This is a genomic window from Pseudomonas sp. yb_9 (assembly GCF_043103635.1).
GTDB classification, from domain to species: Bacteria; Pseudomonadota; Gammaproteobacteria; order Pseudomonadales; family Pseudomonadaceae; genus Aquipseudomonas; species Aquipseudomonas monteilii.
In genome coordinates, this window is sequence record NZ_JBICKA010000025.1 from 1 (window position 1) to 22,544 (window position 22,544).

A 22,544-nucleotide genomic window follows, 5' to 3' on the forward strand; every position below is an offset into this window, starting at 1 on the left:
AGGCAATAGAGATCAGAAGCTGTAGCTACCCGTCACCACCAGGCTGCGAGGATCTCCCACCATGATCTGCGCAGCACTGGTCGCCGAACTGTAGTAAGTCTTATCGGCAATGTTGCTCAACGCCGCCCGCACATCCCAGTCATGGGTGCGGTACCCCGCCAGTGCATCCCAGCGGCCATACCCCGGCAACACCGTGGTGTTCTGGTTGTCCGCGTAACGCTCGCCCACCAGCGTCAGGCCGGTTTCGGCATACCAGCCCAGCTCCGGTTTCCAGGTGATGAACAGGCTGCCATTGCGCTTGGCCACATCGTTGATGCGGTTGCCTTCCTGGCCGTTGTTGTCCTTGACAATGATGGCGTCCTGCAGGCCGATGCCGCCGCGTACATACCAGTTGCCGACGATGTTGCCGGTGGCAGTCAGCTCGATGCCGCGTGAACGCTGCAAGCCGCTGAGCAGGATGTTGTTAGGGTTTTCCGGATCACGGGTGCGGCGGTTGTACAGTTCCAGTTCGTAGACGGCCAGGGTGGTGGTCAGGCGTTGGTCGAGCCAGTCGCTTTTCACCCCGATTTCTTTCTGGCGAGTCTCTTCCGGCTTGGCGTCGTTGCCGTTGCCCGGCGCATCCGGGGTGATGCCGATCAGGCCGCCGCCCACTGGCGAGAAGGTTTTGCTCCACGAAGCGTAGAACGAATGGTCACGCCATGGCGTGTAGACCACGCCCAGGCGCGGGCTGGTACCGTTGCTGTCCTGCGGTTCGCTTATGCCGTCCTTGTTGGTGGTTTTCACGTCGAACTGGTCGAAGCGCACGCCAGCCAGGATTTGCCATTGATCGCTCAGGCGGATCTGGTCTTGCAGGTAAAGGCCGCGGCTGTCGACCACAGTGTGGTTGTCACTCGACAGCAACAGCTTGCCATTGTGCTGCTGGTTGCTGCTGGGTTTGCCCAAGCCCGGAAGCGACTGACTGCCGGCGGTATACAGCACCGGGTCACGCTTCTGGTTACCGATCTCCAGGCCCAGCAGCAGCTTGTGCTCCAGGCCCAACGTATCGAAATCGCCCTCAGCCTCCAGGTTGTTGAACAGGTTGCGGGTGTTCAGGTCCTGCTGCCAGCGCTGGCGGGTCAGGACATTGGTGCCGGCGTTGTAGCCCGTGACATAGGTGTTGTCGAACTCACTGTCGAGCTTGAACAGGCCCAAGGTATGGCGCAGCTGCCAGGTTTCGTTCAGCTGGTAGTTCAGGCGTGAGCGCAGGGACTGGGCGCGGTCATCGATGTAGTCGCGCTGGTCGCCGTAGGTGGTACCACGGCTGACGTCGGCCGGGCGACCGTTGACCCCGGGGATCCCGCGGTCCGGGGTGCGGTTGTAGCGGCTGTATTCATACTGCACCAGCCAGTTCAGGTCGGGGTTGATCTGCCAGCTGATCGACGGTGCGAACAACTGGCGGCTGCCGTCGATCCCGTCTCGGAAGCTGTTGTTGTCCTGGTTGCCCATGTTCAGGCGCAGGCTGACGGTGTCGCTGGGGTCGGCGCTGAGGTCGGCATACAGGCTGCGCAGGTCTTCGCTGCCAGCTTGTGCCTCGATGGTCGAGCGGCGGCCTGGTTCCGGTGCCTTGCTGACCCGGTTGACGATGCCCCCTTGGCTGCCACGGCCATATAGCACTGCCGCTGGCCCTTTCAGAACCTCGACTCGCTCGATGTTGTGCAGGTCGCGGATGTACTGGCTGTCGTCGCGAATGCCATCCAGGTAGAAGTCGTTGCTGGCTTCGAAGCCACGAATGCGCACGCTGTCGAAACGGGTGTCGGCGCCACTGCTGACGTTGGGGATGCCTTCCAGCGCCTTGCCCAGGGTGTTGCTGCCGTAGTCCAGCACGTTGGCGGTTTTCACCGTGTCGATCGCCTGAGGCACGTAACGCACGGGCGTGGAGGTGCGGGTGGCGGTGCTCACCTCTTTGACACGCGGGTTGTCCTTCTCGCGCTCGCTGTCGGCGGTAACCGACGACTCCGGCAGCGTGGTGGTGGCGGCACTGGCCAGGCTGGCGCTGAACAGCAGCGACAGGCCAAGCGTGAGGGGGGAAAGGCGGCAGGGTACAAGCATGGGCACATCCGGACCGGGCAGGTGAAAAAGAGGTGCGAATGGTAATGCTTGCTATTTGCTCTTGCTTGGGTATTTGTAAAGGCTTGTCTTTACATATGTGTCTGTTTGTAACAGGCTTCGCCGCCATGCGATTTGCGGCTTGCGGGAATTTGTCCGATCGATCAAAAGGCAATTTCCGGCACAAGATAAATTGCCCACTGATAGCGCAAGCAGGCGTGAAAATGCACCAGACCTACCGGTCATTTTGGTTATATCAACCTGCATTTCACGACTTTTTGACATTTGTAATCGCACACGGCTAGGATTCGGCCAACGCCTGCTGGCCATGATCTTGGCCAAGCTGCTGCCCAGGGCCGCCGTGTACGTACCGGCAGGCCCACCAGGCTGGATCCGCATAGCGTCGAACCTACGAAGGGGCGTTGGTTCCTGGCGTCATAGTGCAGAGCGTTTTTGATTAAGAAATAAGGAAAACAACATGTTGAAAACCAGGATCAGCCTGGTCGCCCTGGCAATGATCGCCGCGACCCAGGCACAGGCCAATGACCAGGCCGACAGCAAGGGCTTCATCGAGGACAGCCACGCCAACGTCCTTCTGCGCAACGCCTACATCAACCGTGACAAGAAGCACGGCACCGACGACCAGATCGAATGGGGCCAGGCGTTCATCGGCACCTTCAACTCCGGTTTCACCCAAGGCACCGTTGGGGTGGGCGTCGATGCATTCGGCCTGTACGCTGTTCGCCTTGATGGCGGCAAAGGCCACAACGGTGGCGGCGGCGTCGACTTCTTCAAGCCGCACGAAACCACCAACGCCGAAGGCAACGCCAGCTCGCCGCACAACCTGGCCCGCGCCGGTGCAGCAGTGAAGTTCCGCATCTCCAACACCGTGCTGAAGTACGGTGACCAGATGCCAGCACTGCCAGTGCTGCAATACGACGATGCGCGTCTGCTGCCAGAAAGCTACACCGGTACCCTGATCACTTCCAAAGAGATCCAGGGCCTGGAACTGAACGCCGGTCGCTTCACCCAGGAAGCGCGCAAGAGTGCTGAGGGCCGCGATAGTGGCGGTCTGAAGTCGATCAACGTCTTCGGTGGTAGCTACAAGTTCACCGACAACTTCACCGCTTCGCTGTACACCGCCGACACCGAAGACGTGATGAAGAAGCACTACCTGGGCTTGAACTACGTCTTCCCGATTGCCAGCGACCAGTCCCTGACCCTGGACTTCAACGGCTACAAGTCGGACATCGACAAGCAATACGTCCAGGCTGCTGGCCTGAACGGCGACTCCAACACCATCTGGAGCCTGGCTGCGACTTACGCGTACGGTGCGCACTCGTTCACCCTCGCCCACCAGCGCAGCACCGGCAGCACCGGTTACAACTACGGCTTCTACCAGAACGCTGGTGGCGTGGGTGACGGTGGTTCGACCATCTACCTGGCCAACTCGTACTGGTCCGACTTCAACGCCGAAGACGAGCGCTCCTGGCAGCTGGGCTACGGCCTGGACTTCGGTGCCTACGGCATCCCGGGCCTGACCTACAAGCTGGCCTACGTGGTGGGTGACAACATCAACACCCGTAGCGTTAAAGACCCACAGGGCTTCGGCGAAGGTAAAGAGCGCGAGATCTTCAACCAGATCCGTTACGTGGTGCAGGACGGCCCGGCCAAGGACCTGTCCATCAAGCTGCGTAGCTCGTTCCTGCGTACCAACAACGCTGTGCAGCAGAACGGTACTTACAACGACGACGGCAACGAAGTCCGCGTATTCGTCGAGTACCCGATCAGCATTTTCTGATCCTGGTCTGAGGTATCAGCAGCCCTGGCTTATGCCGGGGCTGTTTCTTTTCGGCGCACGGCTTTTGCCGCAACGGCCATCACATCTCCACTTTCCGGTGCAAAGCTGTCGCTGCGTGCCATTCGCCACATCCGCGCATAAAACTCGCTTTCAATCGAGCCGCTGAGCAGTTCACCCGGCTTGAGGAAGGTGTGCAGGTCCGAAAACAACCCGATTTCGCTGGGGCTGATGCGCCGCGCCAGATGCTTGGGCTTGAGCTCCGAGGGGTGTTCCAGGCCCGCCGCCGCCAGCATTTCGGCCAGTGCATGCAGTGTGTTGCGGTGGAAGCTGGCTACCCGCTCGGCCTTGTCTGGCACCACCAGGGCACGCTGGCGCAGCGGGTCTTGCGTGGCTACACCGGTCGGGCATTTGTTGGTGTGGCAGCTCTGCGACTGGATGCAACCAATGGCGAACATGAAGCCGCGTGCCGAATTGACCCAGTCCGCGCCGATGGCTAGCACGCTGGCGATATCGAAGGCACTGACGATCTTGCCCGCCGCACCAATGCGAATGCTGGAGCGCAGGTTCAGGCCGACCAAGGTGTTGTGCACGAACATCAGGCCTTCACGCATGGGCACGCCGATGTTGTCACTGAACTCGCGGGGTGCCGCGCCGGTACCGCCTTCCTTGCCATCCACGACGATGAAGTCCGGGGTGATACCGGTGGCCAGCATGGCCTTGGCGATACCCATGAATTCCCACGGGTGGCCCAGGCAAAACTTGAAGCCAACGGGTTTGCCACCCGACAGCTCACGCAGGCTGGCAACGAACTGCAGCAATTCCACTGGTGTGCGGAAGGCGCTGTGCGCTGCCGGCGAGATGCAGTCCTCGCCTACGCGCACACCACGGGTTTCGGCAATTTCGGGGCTGACCTTGTGCCCTGGCAAAATGCCGCCGTGGCCCGGTTTGGCACCTTGGCTGAGCTTGATCTCGATCATCTTCACCTGCGGCGAGCGGGCCTGCTCGGCGAAGCGTCGAGGGTCGAAGCGGCCGTCCTCGGTGCGGCAACCGAAGTAGCCGCTGCCGACCTCCCAGATCAGGTCACCGCCATGTTCGCGGTGGTACGGGCTGATGCTGCCTTCGCCGGTGTCATGGGCAAAACGGCCCATGCGCGCACCCCGGTTCAGGGCGGCGATGGCGTTGGCGCTGAGTGCGCCGAAGCTCATGGCCGAGATGTTGAAGATCGAGGCCGAGTAAGGCAGGCGGCATTGCGGCCCGCCAATGGCGATGCGGAACGATGCCGGGTCTGGCGTAGCCACTGGCAGCATGGAATGGCTGATGAACTCGAAGCCGGGCTTGTAGGCGTCGTTGAGCGTGCCGAAGGTTTTCTCGGCGCTTTCGTTCTTGGCGCGGGCGTACACCAGCGAGCGTTGCGAACGGGAGAACGGCAGCTTGTCGTCGTCACCCTCGATCAGGTACTGGCGGATTTCCGGGCGGATGGTTTCGATCAGGTAACGGATGTTGCCCAGAATCGGGTAGTTGCGGCGCACGGCGTGGTGGCTTTGGCGCAGGTCGTTCAGACCGACCAGGCTGAGCAGGGCGGTGATCAGCGTTAGTGGCCAGAGCCAGGCATGCTGGGACAGCAGTGGCAGGCTGGCGAAGCTGAACAACAGGCAGATGGCAAGGCAGGCGTAGCGGCTGGGCAGAGAGTGTTTCATGGGTCCATCGCAGGCAGGATGACCGGGCATAGGATAGGCAAAGGCGGGCAGGGGAAAACCTGGGTAATCGGTAAAAGACTGTTACCTGATTGCGTATTCCAGAGCGCTCGCGGTCCCCTGTAGGACCGCGTCTGCCTTCAGATGGGCAGCAGTATGCTGACCCGCAACCCACCGCCTTCACGATTTGCCAGCATCAGCTCCCCCCCATGGCTGCTGGCAATCCGTTGAGCGATGCTCAACCCCAACCCATACCCACCGGAAGCCTGGTTACGCGACCCTTCACCGCGCACGAACGGGTCGGTGATGGTCGCTAGCAGCGCTGGCGCTATCCCTGGCCCACGGTCATCGATATGGATGAACACCCCCGTGGTAGCCCGTTCCAGTGTGACCGAAACGTCCTTGGCGTATCGCAACGCATTCACCAGCAGGTTTTGCAGGCAGCGCTGCAGCAGCAGGGCATCGAGCTGTGAATGACCCGCTTGGCCATGCACCGGTAGCGGTTCTTCAGGGGTAGCCAGTTCAGCGCACTGGCGTGCCACCAGCCGGTCCAGGTCCACTTGCTGCCGGTTCAACTGCTCACCTGCGCGCAGGTAGTCGAGCACCTGGCCGATCATGTCGTCCATCTGCGTAATGTTCTGCCGCAGACGCTGTCGGTGCTCATCGTCAGGCAGGCGCTCCAGGCGCAGGCGCATGCGGGTCAGCGGGGTACGCAGGTCGTGAGACACGGCGGCCAGGAAGTAGGCCTTGTCGTTGACCATGGCAATCAGGCGTTGCTGCATGGCATTGAAGGCCTGGGCAGCCTGGCGCACTTCCTCCGGGCCATCCAGTGCCAAAGGAGCTTGCTCAAGGTTGCTACCCAGGCCACGTGCGGCATCGGCCAAGCGCCGCAAGGGGCGCAAGCACAGGCGTACGGCTATCAGGCACACCAGCAGCACCGCGACGATGCGCAGTGCATACACCCGCAACAGGTAATCGCTGATCAACACCCAGGCCGACTCGCCGCTCCAGCCTTGCAGTTCCTGGCCGTCGATGGTCAGCCAATGGCCATCGGCCAACGGCACCGCGAACTGGATATGCGCCTGGGCCGTGCGCAGCCCGAACAGGCTGCGCCAGACGATTGGCTGGCCCAGCTCATCGGTTAGCTGCACCTTTATCAGGCGCACGTCCTGGGCATGCCCCAGTTCGTATTTGAGGGCCTGATGCAGCAACAGCTCGACACGCCTGCGCCCGCGACGTTCGTCATGCGCTGGTGTGGGCAAGGTTTCGGCGCAACGCAGGTGGTAGTGGGCGGGTACCTGCAACGGGCCAGCGTGGCAGTCGGCCTGGGCGATGAGCGGTGCACTGCGTGCAGCGATCAGCCGAATGGGGGCTTCGAGTACCTGCGCGAAACGCACATCGAACCAGATGCTGCTCGACATCAACTGGATCACCAACGTGCCGCTGACCATGATCAGCAGCAGTTGGCCAAACAAGGTACGTGGCCACAGGCGGCGAAGCCAGCGCATCTCAGGCATCCGCCACGTTACTGGCGATGCTCAGCAGGTAGCCTTCATTGCGGATGGTGAGTATTTGCGCGGCACCTGCCGGCGCGCGGCGCAGGTGCTGGCGCAGGCGGCTGACGCACATGTCCACCGAACGGTCATCGGGCAGGTGGTCGCGGCCGAACGCACTGCGGGTCAGCTGATCGCGCGAAACGACCCGGTTGTTGGCTTCCAGCAGTTCGCGCAGCACGCGGTAGTCGGAACGCGGCAGGGTCAGGGTTTCGCCATCGGGGCGGGTGAGCAGGCGCTTCACATGTTCCAGGCGGAAGCCCGCGAACACTTGGGCATCCACCACGGCAGGCTCTTCGACAGAGGGCTCCAGCCGTTGCGGGCGCCGCAGCACGGCCTTGATCCGGGCGATCAACTCACGGGGCTCGAAAGGCTTGGCCAGGTAGTCGTCGGCGCCTACTTCCAGGCCGATGATGCGGTCCAGCGTGCTGCCCTTGGCCGACAGCATGATGACTGCCAGCCCCGGCGTCGCTTGCAGTTGGCGGCACAGGCTGAGGCCATCTTCGCCCGGCAGCATCAAGTCGAGCACCACCAGCTCCACCTTGTGCCGGGCCAGCTGGTCGCGCATTTGCTGGCCGTCGGCAGCGGCCAGCACGTTGTAGCCGGCATCTGTCAGGTAGTCACAAAGAAGTTCGCGGATCTCGTCGTCATCGTCGACAACCAGCAGGGTCGTGCTCATGCGGAAAAACACCTGTTTGGTGAGGGCCGGTGGCGCTCGTTACGTTCAATTACATCCCCGTACATGTCGGGTCTGGAGCCCGGAGGGCCGATCCCTAGAATCCTAACAAAAAATCATCTGCAAATACGAAGCCTTCCCAAATGAATCCCATGAGCATCCCGCAATCCTTCACCCCTATCAGCCGAAGCGGCAACCGCATCAAGCCGCTGGCCTTCTTCGTCGCCGTCGCCATTAGCGGTGGTGCCATGGCGGCCGACAGTAAACCCCTGGAACTGGACGCCACGCAGATCGAAGACAGCGCCCTGCTGCCCGCCGACGATGCCGGCCAGTTGGGCTACACGGTCGAAAGCACCCGCAGCTCTACCGGCCTGGCGCTGACGCCACGGCAGACGCCGCAGTCGGTCACCACCATCACCCGCCAGCAGATGGATGACCGCGACATCCACACCATCGAGCAAGCGCTGGAAACCACGCCGGGTGTAACGGCCAACAAGTCCGAAGTGGGTGGGCGTACCGACTACCGTGCCCGTGGTTACTCGATCAGCAACTGGAAGGTGGATGGCCTGCAGACCCAGGGCGGCTCCGACTTCAGCGGCAGCGGCAACGCGCTGAACATGGACCTGTACGAGCGCATCGACATCGTGCGCGGCGCCAACGGCCTGCTGGGCGGCACCGGCGACCCTTCGGCCACCGTCAACCTGATCCGCAAGGCCCCCACCAAAACTTTCGGCGGCAGCGCCTACGCCACCTACGGCAGTTGGGACAAACGCCGCCTGGGCGCCGACCTGAACCTGCCGCTGTCCGAGGATGGCCGCCTGCGTTCGCGCTTTGTCATGACCCAGCAGGACGCCAATTCGTTCCGCGACAACCAGTCCGAGCGTTCCCGCGCCGCGCTGGCCAACTTCGAATTCGACCTGGACGACGCCACCACCCTCGGTGCCGGCTACCAGTACGAGTACAACAAGGTGGTGGGCGGCGGCTGGGGCGCGAACATCCCGATCTGGTACCGCGACGGCAGCAAGACCGACCTGCCACGCAGCACTAACGTGGTACCCAGCTGGAGCTTTGGCGAGTACACCACGCGCACCGCGTTCGGCTCGCTGGAACACCGCTTCGACAACGACTGGACGCTGGACCTGAAAGCCGCCCAGGCCACTACCGAAGCCCTGAACCACCGTGGCCTGGCCAAGGTCAACTCGGCCGGGCGCGGCACCTATGGCGGCTACTGGGACCAGGACGGCAGCGGCGCTGTGCTCAACGGCCTGCACAGCTCCAGCGACACCACCCAACAGTCGGCCCAGATCGACCTGTCCGGCCCGTTCCAGCTGTTCGGCCGCACCCACCAGGCGATGGTCGGCTACAACGACAGCCGCACCGTGGGCTGGTCGCCGGAGTACACCTGCACCATGGTTGGCGACGGCATGGCCAGCGCGCCTGCATTGGGTTGCCAGTTCCGCGCCAACAACGGCTTCCCGCTGACCGACTGGCGTAACGGCGTGGACGACGACTACGACATCATCGCCTCACGCACCGGCCGCCACAGCAAAACCACCACCCGCTTGCAGGGCATGTACGCCGCCACCCGCCTGAGCATCACTGACCCGTTGTCGGTGATCGTCGGCGTGCGCACCAGCAACTACTCCTCTGTCACCCGCAGCGTGGCCGGTGCACGCAGTAGCCAGGAAGAAAACGGCATCGTCACCCCCTACCTGGGGGCGGTATACGACCTGAACGACAACTACTCGCTGTACGCCAGCTACACCGACATCTTCACGCCGCAGACGTCTGAAACCAGCAGCGGCAGTAAGGTGGAGCCGATTCGTGGTCAAAGCTACGAAACCGGTATCAAGGGTGAGTGGTTCGACGGCCGCCTGAACGCCTCGGCGGCGTACTTCCGCACCAAGCAGGAAAACAAAGCGGTGCTGGACGGCGACCTGACCACCCCGACCGGTGGCAACGCCTACAAGGCCGGCTCCGGCCAGGAAACCGACGGTATCGACCTGGAAGTCGCGGGCGCCCTGACCCCGAACTGGAACGTGTATGCCGGCTACACCTACCTGCACTTCCGCCGCGTTGACAGTGACGGCCGCAGCGACCCGTCGCACCTGTTCAAGGCCTCGACCACCTACCGCCTCAGCGGCCCGCTCGACCGCCTGACCCTGGGTGCCGGTGTGACCGCGCAAACCAACATCCGCGCCATCTCCAGCCCGGCAGGGCAGCCCACCAATGGCGTGAGCAACGGTACCGCCGACGTGAACTGGTCGGGTTATGCCATCTGGAATGCCATGGCCAAGTACCAGCTGACTGACGACACCAGTGTCAGCGTTAATGCCAACAACCTGTTCGACAAGCACTACTACACCCAGTACGGGTTCTATGCGGGGGCGATTTATGGTGACCCGCGTAACCTTTCGCTGACCGTTAGTACGGCGTTCTGATCAACACCGCCTGGGGCTGCCTTGCAGCCCCAATTCATCAAGGTAATGGGTAAATCAGGCAATACCGAATCAATGCCTGTTCAACACTCTGCTTTTGCCTGAGAACCAACCCCACGGCAATGGCATTGTCGGTTTCGATCACTTCGTAGAACACCCTGTACCCGTCGACATTCAGCTCACGATACTGCATGACACCCAGCCCGCTCGCTTGTGGGCTGACCGGGTAACCCACGGGCGCGGCAGCCAGCCGGTGCTCAATGGTGTCGACCAGTGTGGTGATTTTCTCAAGTGCCGCTGCGGTACCGTGATAGACGGCCAGATGGTGGACTTGATCTTCGATGCTCTGAGAGGCGGAATGGGTGAAGCGTATGGTCGGCATTACTCATGCGCTACCCATTACTCCTCAGAAAATTTCTTGAGAAGGCGAGTCTTGAGGTCTTCGGCCGAGCTGTGTTTGCCCTGAGCATACTCACGGGAACCGATGGCGAGCAGTTTCACCAAGGCTATGGCTTCATCCCGTTGCTTGCGATCCGCGTAGGACTCGACCACATAGGCAGGCACACCGTTCTGTGTCACGACCATGGGTTCTTCCAGGTCCAGGTCAGCAGCATGGCGTTTCAGGTAGCTGATCGTTTCTACTCGCATTGGACTGGCTCCATGTTCAGTGGAAGCCATTTTAGACCGAATATGGACCATAAAAAGACCGTCTGTCATGTGGTGGTTAGTTTCATCACTTTGCGACTGTCCGAACCTTCGCAGACCAGTTCCACAGAATGTGTGGTCAGGTTTGCGCCTTTGCCTTGTTGCTTGGCAGCGCAAGCTGCGTAGAGATGCCGATTGCAGGCGTGGTGAATGGCCTCACACAAAGCGACCAGGCATAAAAAACCCGCTCAATTTGTGCATAACTGCCGGAGCAGTCTAGGCATGGCGGGTGTGTTGTGTGAGAGCTTCTGTGATGTATAAGGCATTCGCAAGGGTTCCGGCGGGGTTCATCGGGGTCTTGAGGGTAGATAGCATGTGCCCCGATTTGCCTGGCGACGAAGGCGTGTCTGTTTTTTGAGCTGCGTTGTTGCCTAGAAAATGTGCTCTCTTGAGATTGCCGGGGCCGCTGCGCAGCCCATCGCAGGCAAGCCAGCTCCTACACCGATCGCGTCGCCTTCAAGGATTTGTGACACCGAAAACAAAAAAGGCCCACCTTTCGGTGAGCCTTTTGAGTACTGCGTATGGTGCGGGCACCAGGAGTCGAACCCGGGACCTACTGATTACAAGGAAGCTATGCTTTGCTTTGAAATCAATAGGTTACGTAAGGTCCTGGTACGTGCTCGCGGCGTTACAAGCCGCGTCAGGACTGGTGCCATATGGCGCTGGTACGTGGGAAACTGAGCCAGGAGGGGATGGGCAGCCGGCCCAAGCGAGACGATCGGATCTTTTTTTGTCGTGCCGGCTGTAGCAAGGAAGAGGTGGGTTCAATCGTAGAAATCTGGCTCTAAATCAACCGGGTCGCACTCGTAGAATCCTTTAGCAATTTCTATTTCAATCTTCCAGTCCTCCGGCTCGGTGCCTTTTTCCACACCTGAACATGTGAAAAATACTTCTACATCAACGGAAGTGGCCGAGGTTACGAAATCTGATCCGAGCGAGATTTCTTCCCGATCGATGGAGTCCCAGGCGTAGAACTCCACATCAAGGTAAAGCTCCACGTGTACGGTAATGTTGAGCTCGATTACCCAGCTTTTCTTATCGTCTCCTTCCCACACCTCAGTGTGGTTAATATCATAGGAGTCTAACTTCTGGCTGTATACGGTTGCCTCAACTCGCGCCACCGTTCCGCTTGTCACATCACTAGCGCCCCACTCAGACCTTTCGATGTGTTCAACAAGTGCGTCGTGAAGCTTTTCGCGGAGGGGTGATTTATCGTCTTGGACAGCCTCGGAAACGCGTTTCTCAACTTCTTTCGCATATTCGCTTGTGGCTGCAAATAGAGCAGCTAATTCATCGATGGATCTAACACAGTACAAATAATCGGAGCCATCTGCGAACTTGCACCAGCCTTCATCGGCTGATGCCACCACGCCCATCGTACGGTTGTCTCTCGCAAAGTCCTCCAGAATGAGCAACGACGTCGCATCAGGAAACTCGGATTTTTTTGCTTTGCGCTCTGCAAATGGTGGGCGTGATTCAAAATAGAGGTGAAATAGTCGGGCTGTTAGATTCTCTCCTGCTATTGGTAAAATGGTGCCCTGGCAGGTGTCTGCGTAGTCTGCAATTTGTTTGTAGTAATGCTTTGAGGCGGATTCTTCTACAGACAGCTTTCCAAAATTTGCGTCGATGTCCGACATCTCTATTGATGCTAAACGCTTCAGGTCGCCCGAGGCGCGCTTAAATTGTTCTGCTGCCTTTCTGATGTTATCCATTTGATGTGAGACAATTTCTTGAGCTACGACTTCTGACAAGTGCAAAGACATGGTGTCAGGGAGCTGCATAGGCAAGAGCTTTAAAGCGCCAGCGTTGAAATTGTAGCCTGCTGATTGTATTAGGCTCGTATCAAGAGAGAAAAAAGAGACATCGCCTTCCCATAGCTGAGCCGCTGTCGGGTTGCCTTTAGGCATATAACTGTCCTTTAAATAGTGAGCCGGTTTTCATAGTGTATCGCCACCATATTAGCTTAAGCATGGCGGCGAGCCAGTTTCCCAAACAAGTTCCAGCAGCAAGCCCCAACTACTCGGCTGAGGGTGACACTCGGGGGAGGCTGAAGTCGTAGATGTCTAGCATAGCTTCGTCGCGGTGGCCGCTGGCGTCCTGCTTTTGCTTTCGGTCGCCCGGTGTGTCGGTGATGCCCCGACGTTTGAGGTCGTGCAACGCAAAGCGCTGCTCCTCGGTGATGATGCCGTCCTTGATAGCCCTGGTGATGAAGCGCTGCCAGGTGCTGTCCAGGCTGCTTTTCTGTAACTGCCCGCCGTGGGCGGCCACGATGATGAAGCGGCGCTCTGCTGTGGCTGGGATAGGGTGGGCTTGGGTGGCCCACACGCGGCACCTATACGCTTTGGCACCTTCCCAGGCAGCCCGCAGCCTGGGCGTCCAGCGAACCACATTGTCGCGGCTACCTTTGCGCCTATTTGTCTGGACTCCGTCCTCCAGCTCGTTCGCATCAGTGAGGGTGACGGCCTCGATACCGCGCAGGCGGCACAGATAGGCCAGCTCCATCACGTAGCCCAAGTAGGCCGGGCAGGCGCCTGGCTGCCCCCGGGTGAGCTGTCCCATGGCATGTGCCCGTGCGATTAATTCGCCCATGACCTTTGGGTTCGGCAGGCGGCGCTGCTTGCGCTCAGCCGGTGCTTCGATTCCCAGGGCAACATTGATTTCCAGGTATCCGCGGTTCCGGCCCCACTGCATTACCCTTCGCACGTATCGAAGAACGTGGGCGGCCTTCGACGGGGTCCCCTCGTCGGCGATGCGGTCGACCAGGCGCTGTACTAAGGCCGATGTGAACTTTCGCACTGAAAGCTCGCCGAGTGGCTTCTGCAGCTTGGTCGGGATGGCCAGCAGCACGTTGCGGGAGTACTCGTAGTCATCGCGCGTTTTCTTCGCGAGCCGCTTGAACTGCGCGCTGGCGTGGAACTCTTTGCACAGGTGGTTGAGGCTTTCACGATCGATGCCGTTCCTTTCCTCCATGATTCGATGCAAGTCACCCAGCGTTGCGGTGCGGCCGGCAATGTTCATCCGCTTGCGGTTGCCCGCCTCGTCTCGCCAAGAGGTGTACCAGACACCCTCCCAGCGATGGTCAAAAAAAACGGCCGCCGGGATGGCGGCCTGATCAATGTGAGCGGGGATGTGCGGGTTGTGTTTACGGGTCCGCCTCATAGTATCTCGCTGTCATATTTCTCGGTGGCCGGCGTCTTTCCGCCGGCCTGGTTGACCAGGTCGATGGTGGTCCAGGGGCCGTGTCGGCCCCAGAACCAGCGAATGCCCTGCTTTCGCAGGGCTTGTTCGACTCCCGACCGACGGGTGTATCCCGTGAGGCGCTGCAGGTCCTGGAACGTCAGGACCTTACTGGGCAGCTGGTGGTCGATCATACGGCGGGTTCTCCTTCCGCCACGACTAGAATCGACTCACCATGTTTCTGGTGGCGAGTGATCATGGCGCATTCCCCGCTCCGCAACTGTGCTGCAGGTAGAAAAGGTCAGCCATGAGCAACCTCCTTGCTGTACATGAGCCGGGGATTGATCGGAGTTGCCTGGGTGGCTTCGGCCATGGACATTATGCGGAGGTCGCGCTCGGTCATGGCTGGGATGCGGTCGTCGCTAGGCAAGCTCGAGAAGAGACGGTTGGCTTGAGTAAAGGCTGAGAAAGCGTCCTTGAAGTGTTCGGTCAGCGCCTTGCGCAAGGTGTCATAGTGCAGCTCGAACTCGATGGCTTCGGCTGGGGTGACCTCTACACCTACCTGCTTGGGGCGGTTCCTGCTGCTGTAGACGCCCGGGTCATTGGTGTTACAGATCTTCGCCATGATCTGAGCAGCGAGCCGGCTATCGAACTTGGTCGAAGCAGGGAACCAGCGGATCTCGCGGCGCTCGTCTGCTAAATCATCCAGTCTCAGACCATGACGCTCGAGGAGTTTTTCCAGCATACGCTGTGCATTGACCTTCTCGCCGCCAACCCCACGCTCTGCCAAGGCCTGCAATTTGCGCAGCTTGTCCTGCACCTTCTGGTCGATTGTCTGCGTCATTGGCTTGCCTCGTCGTGCGTGCGGAAATGGAAAAGTGAGTGGCCTTGAGGCAGATGGCTGCCGTCCTGCTCCTGGAGCTGGCCGTCTGTGAGTCCAAGCTTGCGCAACAATGCGGCCGCGGCCTGGAGTTGCCCCTCCGATCGGCTGGCCGTGACGTTATGCCCCTTGGCCCGGGCCATATAGCTGCCGAGTGTCGGTTTTACGATGATCTCAAGCATGGCGGCGGGTTCTCTGGTCGCGCTTGGCCTCGACGTTGGCCATGTAGGCCTCCCAGTAGGCGGACTGGCGCGCCTGCCGGATCTTGCTGCAGCGCTGGTGGTTGCCGTGAGAGCGGGCCTTGTTGCAGATGTCACAGTGATTTGGCAGGTCCAGAGAGTGGCTGGCCAGGCGCGGGCGTGCTTGCAGGCTCATGCCGATGCCTCCCCAAGCAAGGCGCGCGTCAGCGCGTTACGCTCGCCGGCAGGCGTCAGCTCGGAAACCGGAATAGCGACGTTGTGGCCGTTGCGGTACTTGACGATTGCGGTGCTGCCCAGGACGCGAACCACGGTTGCCTCCTTGGACGTGAAGCGAATGGACTTCGCGCCGCGCCGGACCTCAGTGAAGGTCACCTTGTCGCCAGGCTTGAAAGTGGGTGTGGTAGCCTGTTCGATGCCGACTTCGGGGGTTTCTACGTGCATGTCGTTTCTCCTTGGGGTTGGTCGGCGCCGAGGAGTTGCAGCTCCTCGGCGCCACCTTCTGATTACTTGAGGCGGTACTGCTTGCCGTCATCGATGATGTAAAGCTCAACGTCCTTCATGCGATACACGCCACCCGGGCCACCGTGAACCACGTAGTCCACAGGAGTCGATTTACCCACGTGCACTGGGAACAGCTCGTCGGTCTGGTGCGCGTATTCGCTGGTTTTCTTGATTCGCGCATGGAGCTGCTGACCCGTAGGGCCGCAGCCGGCAGGGCCATGTGCCGCTTCAAAGCCGAGCCAGGCGGCGCGGGTTTCGAGGTTGACGAAGGTCCCGTCGGGGTTGGCTTGGATGTCGAAGCCGCGCTCTTCAGCCCAGACTTGAAAGCCCAGAGCCATGTTCAGGGAGTCAAGATCCCAGCTGCTCATGCGGTGCCTCCAACTTTTGCCAGGCGGGCTGCTTCATACTCGCTGGGCAGGATCTCGACGGCCCCATCGATCCAGCCAGATGTGGGTTTGCCCGCAGCAACCTTTTCTTCGTGGTCGGCCTTGTTGATCTCGAAGCCAAGGGCGAAATAGGCGATGTCCTGGTGCACAAAGAAGGCGCCGCCGCAGAGCAAGAGGTTGCCGGTGTTCACGCTGAGTCGGTCCCAGTAATCAAGGCGGTCTAGAGGAGGCGGGCAATTCGCTTTCCATTGCTCGCACAGACGATCGTGCTCGCCCCGAATCGCAGCGCGCTGCTCCTTTGTGATGCCCTTTGGCGGTACAGCCTTATGTCGCAGGCTCCGGTAGCCATACTCGTCAGGGCGGCGCCAGTGGACGTCCAGTTCAGGACTGGCGGAGAGCTTCACGCCACCGGCGAAGTGCGAGGTAACGTCGTGCATCGGCGCGATAGCGCCGCCGAATATTTTGCCCAACTCGGCCAGGCGCTCATTCAGCTGTTCTTTCGCCTGATAGAACTCCTGGACTGTGGCCACCACGTCGGAAGCCTCGGATTTGTAGTAGTGGTGCATGTCGTTTCTCCTTGGGATCCGCCGACCAGTTGCAGCTGGCCGGCGTTCTGTTTACTAGCTGGCCGCTCTGGCCTGCATGTCTGTGGTGATGACCTGGACAACCTCTTCGCGGCTATCGGCGTAGGCGAATGGCAGCGAATCCCCGGGACGGGTCACCGGGTACCGCGAATGCGGCAGCCGGCATTCGGCCACGGTGTAGCCGCTGTCGCTTACCCAGCAACGCGGGATGATCTGCCCGTCCTGGTTGCGTTTCGCTTGCCACTTCACCCCCAGTATTCGCGCAGCTGGTGGAAAATCATTTGGCCCTTTGGTAGGTATTCGTGGATCTCCTTCTCCGGGGTGTTATCCAGTCGGAGAACGGCAAGGCAATCCTCGAACAAGCCGACATCGAGGCTGCGAAGGTCGACGAGAAGGAAGGGGTATGCGGTGGAGTCGTACAGACCGAGCAGGAAGCGGCCGATGACCCGGCTTTGGCCTGTATCGCGCACAGCTACTGGAACCAGGCGGGCGAGTGCACGAACTCCAGCCTCACGGATGGCTGGGCGCTCTTCCTGGTACTGCACCAGGGCATCGAAAAGAACGTTGCGATCTAAGGGTTGCATGTCGTTTCTCCTTTGGGTTTTGTGCCCGGCGTTGCAGCGCCTGGGCGGGTTGTTCAGGGCTGGAAGACCCAGCAACGTACGGTGCGGCTGGTGTTGAAAGCGTCGGTCTGCCGACCGGAGTTGACCGGCTTGTTGGACTCGATGAACTTCGGTGACTTGCTCGTCTTGAGCAGGCGCTTGAGCTCGCTGAGCTGGGGTACCTGCTGCCGCTTGTTCACGGCTTTTTCCACGAACTCGTTGAGGTTCACCGCGATCAGGCCTTTGTTCCGGGAGTGGTTGAGGTCGTTGTCATCACCGTTGAGGAAGTCGTACAGGTCCCAGAATTCACGCACTGTCGGGTGATCCGCGTTGATAGCCTGCTGCCGCTCCTCGGCCATCCGGCAGATTTCTTTGTGAACCAAGGCCTTGCGCTCTTCACCAAGCGGCACCACTAGGGCCAGGCCATCGACCAGGCTGCGTAGCTGGGCGTGGTTCTTTGCGATCCGCACGGTTCGAATGGAGGGCAGGGCGAGCAGCTCCTGCTCGTAGGTGCCGGTCTTCTCCTCGAGGAGGCGCATGATGTCCGCCTCTTTCTGCAGCGCCTTGATGAGGAATCCGCTCACCTTTTCCATCGGCATTCGTTCCAGCTCTTCAGCCAGCAACTTGGTTTCCGGCGTCTGGTGCTCTCGGGTGAGCATGGCGTGGGCGATACGCTGCAGGATCGGTTCGGAGGCGTTGACCGCGTTGTTCTGTGCGATCAGCACCGCGGCCCGGAATGGCGGCTCCCTGGTTTCGTTGCTGTTGTTCTTCACGCCAGTTGAGCGCACCGAACGCCCGTTATAGGCGGTCTTGATCTCGTCCCACTCGAAGTGCTTCACCGGCGCGCCGTCCTTCTGCTCACGCTCGGACTCGATCAGGACGACGGGCAAGTTGGCCACTTGGGCGAAGTTCCGCGCCCGGCCGACAGCGGTGCCCTTGGATGGGTCGAAGCCTTCGTAGTCGGTCCGGCCGACCAATTTCCACAGGAACTCCACCAGCGTCGACTTACCTGCACCGGCCTCGCCCACCAGTTCGAAGAAGCAATAGGACTTTTGCAGCTGGCGGATCTGCTCGGCATGCAGCGCGCCCAGCCACCAGACCAAGACCACGGTGCCGCGCACGCCGAAGCACTTCCAGAAGATCTCGAACCACCTTTCCTGGTAGGCATTGAGATCAGGATTAATAGTCAGGTGCGGCGATTGGCTTTGCGACTTGATGCTCAACTCGCCAACGTCGAAAAAATCCTCGTCGTTGAGGCTGTAGACCTTGCCATTGGCGACGGCCAGCTCGTTGAACACGTAAACGCCGTGCTCTTTCGTGTAACCGATCCAGTCGATGGTGTTGACCCGTTTCAGGCAGTCGAGCTGGGGCTCCAGCATGCGCTCCAGCTGGAGCGCGGTACCGGTGAACATTCCGCCGTTGGAGACGTTGAGCAGCCGTTTCTTGAATTCGGGCGCTGAGGACAGCTGCGCGGCCGTGAAGGTGCTTTTGGTCGCCGGCATGCCGGGCCGCTCGATGCGGAAGTAGTACCACGCCTCGTCGGTCTGCTCGTTGCGCATGTTGTACAGCGCTTGGAAATAGCAGTTCGCAATGCGCACCACCGCACCGCATTCGCGCATGGCCTTCTCGCGGCGTTGGCGATCATTGAGCAGTTGGTCCTCTTGAGTCTCGGAGCTTTCCAGCTCCCGCATCCGGCGGTCGAACTTCTCCAAGTCAAACCGGAACCAATAGAGCCGGTTCTTGAAGGAGAAGGAAAATTCGCTCCGGGGCTGCCAGTCGTACATCAGCAGGCCTTTCTCTTCTGGCGACTGGGCCAGAAGCAAAGCGCCCTCATGGCGCGCCTGTTTCAGGTCGCGGTGGACTTGGTCATCGCGCTGATCGTCCTCCAGGTACTTCCAACGCAGGTGCAGGTCATTCCAGTCAACCTTGCGGCCGTCTGGTTGCGGAATAAGAGCCGCCTCGCATTTCCAGCCCATGTCCTTGGCGTTCTTGGCCCAGCACCGCGTGTTGGCCTTGGCCACTGGCTCATTGTCCAGAGCCCATACCAGCTTCGGCAGTCGCTTGTCGGCGGCCTGGCAGCGCCGCTGTAGATCCTTGAGGGACTGGGCTGGGAATGGCGCGCTCGACATCATTGATACCGCGGCGATGCCGTTATGCATCAGAGCGATTGCGTCGAAAATGCCCTCTACGATCCACAGCTCGTCGACCTGGAGCAGATCCAGGCTTGGTGGGCACCACCAAACGCCGCTGTAGCCTTCCAGGTTTTCACCAGTAGGCTGGAACCTGGCTTTCATCTTGCCGAAGCGGCTCGGCCGATCGATCAGACGCTCCCAGTAGCCGCCTTTCTCCAGAGGGAAGCGCACCGTTGCGCTGCCAATCCTAAGCTTGGGGTCCCAGTAATTATCCTGGGTGTACCAACCTTTGATCAGCTCCTCACGGAAGCCGCGGTTGAATTCCAAGTAGGCGCGGGCCGTTGCGGCAGGATCGCTGGCCGTCGATGGGGCCAGCTCGCTCCAGTCGTTGAACAGGTCGTCGTAGATGTCCTTGACGTGCACACGGTGGCCACACTTCTCCGGACGACCACAGATCAGGACCCACGGCGAGTCCTGATAGGTGTAGAGCTTGTTTTGTCCGCACTTGGGAGCTGGGCACTTTCCTTTGCGCATGTACTTGGTACCGGGCATGTCTCTCAGCCCGTAGTCACGCTGCAGACGCTGACGGACTTCTGTCAGCAGCTTGTGTTCCATGGGATAAGCCGTAGTCACTGCGCACGCTCCGTAGCTGTGGCAGCAAGCTGTTGCTCAAGGGCCTTGCGCGTGCGACAGATGCCTGACAGGTGAGGAACGTCTGCGAGAACCTTCGGGCCACGTTTTCCGGTCGGTACGTCGCGGTACCGGTCGGAATACCAGACATCGGCCATGGTGAGGTTGAACTGGTTTTCAAGCCACTGCAGGTAGTGCTTCGCCTGCTGTGTGTCCAGCTCAATGTGAAGGGTGATCTTGCTCATATCGCCACCAATGGAGTGCAGTTTCCCCTTACCCACGCAGAACGGGGCACTGGGAAGGGGGTTGTTCGGGTTACTTCGAGGTGTTGCAGGTCTGCCGCATGCGCCGCGGCAGGTAGCGCGCCGGCACCAGATGCCGTTGCTGGGTTGTGGTATCCAGCAGGATCAACTGTGCCCGGAAAATCCCGCTGGTCGGGCACACGCCCAGCAGCTTCAAGCGTCCCGTCGTCTTGCTCTCGAATTCGGCGACGGCCAGTTCAGCGATGCGCTGCACCAGGTGCGCAGGCACTTCCAGCGACTGCTCCAGGAAGCGGCGGCAGTTCTCCAGCACCTGGTGGTCGCCGGCAAGGTGAAGGCCCTCCCGGCGGAACAGAAAGGCCACTGCGGCCTGCTGCATGGCAGCGCGGTAATCGGTTTCGGGGTTGGTGGTCAGGGCGATGGCGTTCATGCGGTTGCTTCCTCCATGTCCAACTGGTCCAGCAGGTCGGTTGATCGTCAGTAGCAGCGGATTGCATCGCTTGGCGACGCATGGCCACCGGGGCGACTGGCAGACGAACCGTGGGGTTCGGCATACCGCTCGGGCTCATTTCGTGGGTCATTTCGAACTGCGCCCGTACGGACCAGCCACAACCCTCGTTCGCGCATTGCAGGTAAGCGATCCGCAGGAAGATGTGTTTGCCTTCGCTGGTGCGGATGCGCATGCGACTGGAACAGTGGGGGCAAACGAGCTTGTAGGTGCTCAATTCATTTCCCCTTTTGTGTGCAGCTGGATCGTCGCCGTGACCTCGGCTGTACGTGCGGAGAGGTACTGGTGATGCGCATCCATGATGAATTTGGCTTCGTCTTCCTCGATGACGCCGTCTTCGAGTGACTTGGCGATGATCTGGTCGACCACGCCACGCTTGGCGGCGGCTCGCACAGAGCGCTGGTAGAGCTCGACGTTGTCCAGGTCCTCTGTCTTCACCAGTGGTACGAACATGCCGCCGTACATCTTGGCGACGAACTCAGGCAGATGCGTGGTACCGGCATCGGTTTCCAGCAGGTGGATCTGGTCGTAAGTAAGTGGACGGCTACCGGCGTTTTCATAAACGCGGTTATCGAACTGCTTCAACTCGTAGCCGAGGCGAGCTGCAGCGCACTCACGGCCGCCCGGATAAGCACAAACGACGGCGCTTACCACCTGGCGCAGGGTTTCTAGAACGGGACGCTTCATGTTCTGGTTTCCTCCTTGAGCCAGTGGGCTTATTTTTCTGGTGTGGGTTTGATGCCGAGCAGCACGGCTGCACGGTGCGCCTCGCCTCGGAGGCACTTTTTCTGACCGGTGAGCACGGCGTAAACAGTGCTTGGGTGCAGGCTGTGTTGAAGCGCAAAGGCCTTCACCGAAATACCTTGTTCTTCAAGGCGTTTGCGGGCGTCTCTGCAGGCTTGCTCGGGTACGCAGGTGGCGTGCATAGTTCGTAATCGTGCAATTTCGTGTAGTGGTATGCGAAGGATGATGCACGTTTGTTCATTTGTAAATAGGCAGAGGGAACGTTTGTGCATCTTTCCGAAGAAATAGGTGCGCGCCTCCAGTCCGAACGCAAGCGTCTGAATCTCAATCAAGAACAATTGGCGAATATTGTCGGCGTATCAAAACGCACGCTGGCGAGCTACGAGAGTGGATCTCGGGAAGCCGGGTCGTTGCTGCTGAATCTTGCTGCTACGGTCGGGGTCGATGTTCTGTACGTCGTCACTGGGCAGCATTTGCCGGTCGTTGAGAAGACCTTGTCCGCGGAAGAGCTGGAAATGGTGCAACACGTCCGGGCTCTCGGGGCCGAAGATAAAGAGGCGGTCCGACGTCTGCTTCGGGCTTTCAGCGTCAAACAGGAGTAGGCATGTTCAAAGGGATTTTGATAGGGGCGGTTTCGGTAGTAGTCGCCGCTATCGCGGGCTGTGGCGCGGATGACAAGACAGAAACAGTTTCAAGAAAGGAGTTCGGCGAAGCTTGGCCCTTCACAGTAGAACAGGTTGATCTGCTTTGCGATGGCCCATCTCCGAAAGCATTGGCCAGGACGCCAGATGGTGTGATTTACGCGCTTAGTGGCAGCGCCCGTTCAAACGCGAAAGACCGCGGCTGGGCCGACGGCTATGACATCACCAAGCCGAGTCCGTCGGTGCCATCGATCAAGATGGACTACAGCGCCTTCGTGCAACGCGCCCAGGCTCTTTGCGATTCCTGATACCAACATAAAAACTTACCGCTGGGGGCTGGTGGCACG

General features: G+C 60.2%; 26 protein-coding genes and 1 pseudogene. 4 read left to right on the forward strand and 23 right to left on the reverse strand.

What is annotated here, in order from left to right:
* Positions 1 to 12: 12 nt before the first annotated feature.
* The gene (locus ACF8MI_RS05260) at positions 13 to 2,088 is read right to left on the reverse strand and encodes a TonB-dependent siderophore receptor (protein ID WP_060501225.1); all 2,076 of its coding nucleotides are present in this window, start codon (positions 2,086 to 2,088) and stop codon (positions 13 to 15) included.
* Positions 2,089 to 2,563: 475 nt separating this feature from the next.
* Here ACF8MI_RS05260 and ACF8MI_RS05265 point away from each other — a divergent pair, with 475 nt between their 5' ends.
* Positions 2,564 to 3,886 (forward strand): OprD family porin, encoded by a 1,323-nt coding sequence (locus tag ACF8MI_RS05265; protein WP_156867775.1) that lies wholly within the window; start codon positions 2,564 to 2,566, stop codon positions 3,884 to 3,886.
* A 29-nt stretch (positions 3,887 to 3,915) separates the two neighbouring features.
* Here the strand turns inward: ACF8MI_RS05265 and ACF8MI_RS05270 are convergent, their stop codons facing one another.
* The 3 genes from ACF8MI_RS05270 to ACF8MI_RS05280 form a co-directional block, all read right to left on the reverse strand.
* Positions 3,916 to 5,583 carry an FMN-binding glutamate synthase family protein gene (locus ACF8MI_RS05270; RefSeq protein ID WP_392517398.1) on the reverse strand — a complete coding sequence of 556 codons (1,668 nt, stop codon included), beginning with the start codon at positions 5,581 to 5,583 and terminating at the stop codon, positions 3,916 to 3,918.
* Positions 5,584 to 5,720: 137 nt separating this feature from the next.
* Positions 5,721 to 7,088, reverse strand: coding sequence for an ATP-binding protein (locus tag ACF8MI_RS05275; RefSeq protein WP_164524045.1), 1,368 nt, complete (start codon positions 7,086 to 7,088; stop codon positions 5,721 to 5,723).
* Between the two features lies 1 nt (position 7,089).
* Positions 7,090 to 7,812, reverse strand: coding sequence for a response regulator (locus ACF8MI_RS05280; RefSeq protein WP_060501217.1), 723 nt, complete (start codon positions 7,810 to 7,812; stop codon positions 7,090 to 7,092).
* Between the two features lie 140 nt (positions 7,813 to 7,952).
* Here ACF8MI_RS05280 and ACF8MI_RS05285 point away from each other — a divergent pair, with 140 nt between their 5' ends.
* Positions 7,953 to 10,250, forward strand: coding sequence for a TonB-dependent siderophore receptor (locus ACF8MI_RS05285; RefSeq protein WP_104833620.1), 2,298 nt, complete (start codon positions 7,953 to 7,955; stop codon positions 10,248 to 10,250).
* A 37-nt stretch (positions 10,251 to 10,287) separates the two neighbouring features.
* Here the strand turns inward: ACF8MI_RS05285 and ACF8MI_RS05290 are convergent, their stop codons facing one another.
* The 19 genes and pseudogenes from ACF8MI_RS05290 to ACF8MI_RS05380 all read right to left on the reverse strand — a co-directional run bounded on the left by ACF8MI_RS05290 (position 10,288) and on the right by ACF8MI_RS05380 (position 21,738).
* Entirely contained in the window at positions 10,288 to 10,629 is a 342-nt protein-coding gene (locus ACF8MI_RS05290) for a type II toxin-antitoxin system RelE/ParE family toxin (RefSeq protein ID WP_200928952.1), read from the reverse strand.
* A gap of 17 nt (positions 10,630 to 10,646) precedes the next feature.
* A complete protein-coding gene (locus tag ACF8MI_RS05295; RefSeq protein WP_025754068.1) occupies positions 10,647 to 10,895 on the reverse strand; it encodes a type II toxin-antitoxin system Phd/YefM family antitoxin in 249 nt (82 codons plus the stop codon).
* Between the two features lie 821 nt (positions 10,896 to 11,716).
* Positions 11,717 to 12,859: a PIN domain-containing protein gene (locus ACF8MI_RS05300; protein ID WP_392517399.1), complete on the reverse strand. Its 1,143-nt coding sequence runs from the start codon at positions 12,857 to 12,859 to the stop codon at positions 11,717 to 11,719.
* A gap of 109 nt (positions 12,860 to 12,968) precedes the next feature.
* Positions 12,969 to 14,111 carry a tyrosine recombinase XerC gene (gene xerC / locus ACF8MI_RS05305; RefSeq protein WP_392517400.1) on the reverse strand — a complete coding sequence of 381 codons (1,143 nt, stop codon included), beginning with the start codon at positions 14,109 to 14,111 and terminating at the stop codon, positions 12,969 to 12,971.
* Positions 14,108 to 14,323, reverse strand: coding sequence for a DUF4224 domain-containing protein (locus ACF8MI_RS05310; RefSeq protein ID WP_392517401.1), 216 nt, complete (start codon positions 14,321 to 14,323; stop codon positions 14,108 to 14,110). Before ACF8MI_RS05310 ends, xerC begins: the two co-directional genes overlap by 4 nt.
* A gap of 107 nt (positions 14,324 to 14,430) precedes the next feature.
* A complete protein-coding gene (locus ACF8MI_RS05315) occupies positions 14,431 to 14,973 on the reverse strand; it encodes a hypothetical protein (RefSeq protein ID WP_392517402.1) in 543 nt (180 codons plus the stop codon).
* Positions 14,970 to 15,191 (reverse strand): hypothetical protein, encoded by a 222-nt coding sequence (locus ACF8MI_RS05320; RefSeq protein WP_392517403.1) that lies wholly within the window; start codon positions 15,189 to 15,191, stop codon positions 14,970 to 14,972. The genes ACF8MI_RS05315 and ACF8MI_RS05320 overlap by 4 nt, the downstream gene beginning before the upstream one ends.
* On the reverse strand, positions 15,184 to 15,384 hold the full coding sequence (locus tag ACF8MI_RS05325; RefSeq protein WP_392517404.1) for a hypothetical protein: 201 nt from the start codon (positions 15,382 to 15,384) through the stop codon (positions 15,184 to 15,186). The genes ACF8MI_RS05320 and ACF8MI_RS05325 overlap by 8 nt, the downstream gene beginning before the upstream one ends.
* Positions 15,381 to 15,650 carry a hypothetical protein gene (locus ACF8MI_RS05330; RefSeq protein ID WP_392517405.1) on the reverse strand — a complete coding sequence of 90 codons (270 nt, stop codon included), beginning with the start codon at positions 15,648 to 15,650 and terminating at the stop codon, positions 15,381 to 15,383. The genes ACF8MI_RS05325 and ACF8MI_RS05330 overlap by 4 nt, the downstream gene beginning before the upstream one ends.
* Positions 15,651 to 15,712: 62 nt before the next feature.
* The gene (locus ACF8MI_RS05335; protein ID WP_392517406.1) at positions 15,713 to 16,078 is read right to left on the reverse strand and encodes a hypothetical protein; all 366 of its coding nucleotides are present in this window, start codon (positions 16,076 to 16,078) and stop codon (positions 15,713 to 15,715) included.
* Positions 16,075 to 16,662 carry a hypothetical protein gene (locus ACF8MI_RS05340; RefSeq protein WP_161751530.1) on the reverse strand — a complete coding sequence of 196 codons (588 nt, stop codon included), beginning with the start codon at positions 16,660 to 16,662 and terminating at the stop codon, positions 16,075 to 16,077. The genes ACF8MI_RS05335 and ACF8MI_RS05340 overlap by 4 nt, the downstream gene beginning before the upstream one ends.
* A 54-nt stretch (positions 16,663 to 16,716) precedes the next feature.
* The gene (locus tag ACF8MI_RS05345; RefSeq protein WP_392517407.1) at positions 16,717 to 16,929 is read right to left on the reverse strand and encodes a hypothetical protein; all 213 of its coding nucleotides are present in this window, start codon (positions 16,927 to 16,929) and stop codon (positions 16,717 to 16,719) included.
* Positions 16,926 to 17,264 (reverse strand): hypothetical protein, encoded by a 339-nt coding sequence (locus ACF8MI_RS05350; RefSeq protein WP_161751528.1) that lies wholly within the window; start codon positions 17,262 to 17,264, stop codon positions 16,926 to 16,928. Before ACF8MI_RS05350 ends, ACF8MI_RS05345 begins: the two co-directional genes overlap by 4 nt.
* A gap of 53 nt (positions 17,265 to 17,317) precedes the next feature.
* The gene (locus tag ACF8MI_RS05355) at positions 17,318 to 20,029 is read right to left on the reverse strand and encodes a toprim domain-containing protein (RefSeq protein ID WP_392517408.1); all 2,712 of its coding nucleotides are present in this window, start codon (positions 20,027 to 20,029) and stop codon (positions 17,318 to 17,320) included.
* A 14-nt stretch (positions 20,030 to 20,043) separates the two neighbouring features.
* Positions 20,044 to 20,289: a hypothetical protein gene (locus ACF8MI_RS05360; protein ID WP_161751526.1), complete on the reverse strand. Its 246-nt coding sequence runs from the start codon at positions 20,287 to 20,289 to the stop codon at positions 20,044 to 20,046.
* 70 nt (positions 20,290 to 20,359) lie between these two features.
* The gene (locus ACF8MI_RS05365; RefSeq protein ID WP_161751525.1) at positions 20,360 to 20,734 is read right to left on the reverse strand and encodes a hypothetical protein; all 375 of its coding nucleotides are present in this window, start codon (positions 20,732 to 20,734) and stop codon (positions 20,360 to 20,362) included.
* Positions 20,731 to 21,029: pseudogene (locus tag ACF8MI_RS05370) on the reverse strand (ogr/Delta-like zinc finger family protein). Before ACF8MI_RS05370 ends, ACF8MI_RS05365 begins: the two are co-directional and overlap by 4 nt.
* Positions 21,026 to 21,499: a YmfL family putative regulatory protein gene (locus tag ACF8MI_RS05375; protein WP_392517409.1), complete on the reverse strand. Its 474-nt coding sequence runs from the start codon at positions 21,497 to 21,499 to the stop codon at positions 21,026 to 21,028. The pseudogene ACF8MI_RS05370 and the gene ACF8MI_RS05375 overlap by 4 nt, the downstream one beginning before the upstream one ends.
* A gap of 29 nt (positions 21,500 to 21,528) precedes the next feature.
* Positions 21,529 to 21,738 carry a DNA-binding protein gene (locus ACF8MI_RS05380; protein WP_161751522.1) on the reverse strand — a complete coding sequence of 70 codons (210 nt, stop codon included), beginning with the start codon at positions 21,736 to 21,738 and terminating at the stop codon, positions 21,529 to 21,531.
* 84 nt (positions 21,739 to 21,822) lie between these two features.
* Here ACF8MI_RS05380 and ACF8MI_RS05385 point away from each other — a divergent pair, with 84 nt between their 5' ends.
* Both ACF8MI_RS05385 and ACF8MI_RS05390 read left to right on the forward strand, forming a co-directional pair.
* On the forward strand, positions 21,823 to 22,158 hold the full coding sequence (locus tag ACF8MI_RS05385; protein ID WP_337247218.1) for a helix-turn-helix transcriptional regulator: 336 nt from the start codon (positions 21,823 to 21,825) through the stop codon (positions 22,156 to 22,158).
* A 2-nt stretch (positions 22,159 to 22,160) separates the two neighbouring features.
* Complete coding sequence (locus ACF8MI_RS05390) at positions 22,161 to 22,505, forward strand: DUF2511 domain-containing protein (RefSeq protein WP_161751521.1); 345 nt, start codon at positions 22,161 to 22,163, stop codon at positions 22,503 to 22,505.
* The last annotated feature ends 39 nt before the right edge of the window (positions 22,506 to 22,544 follow it).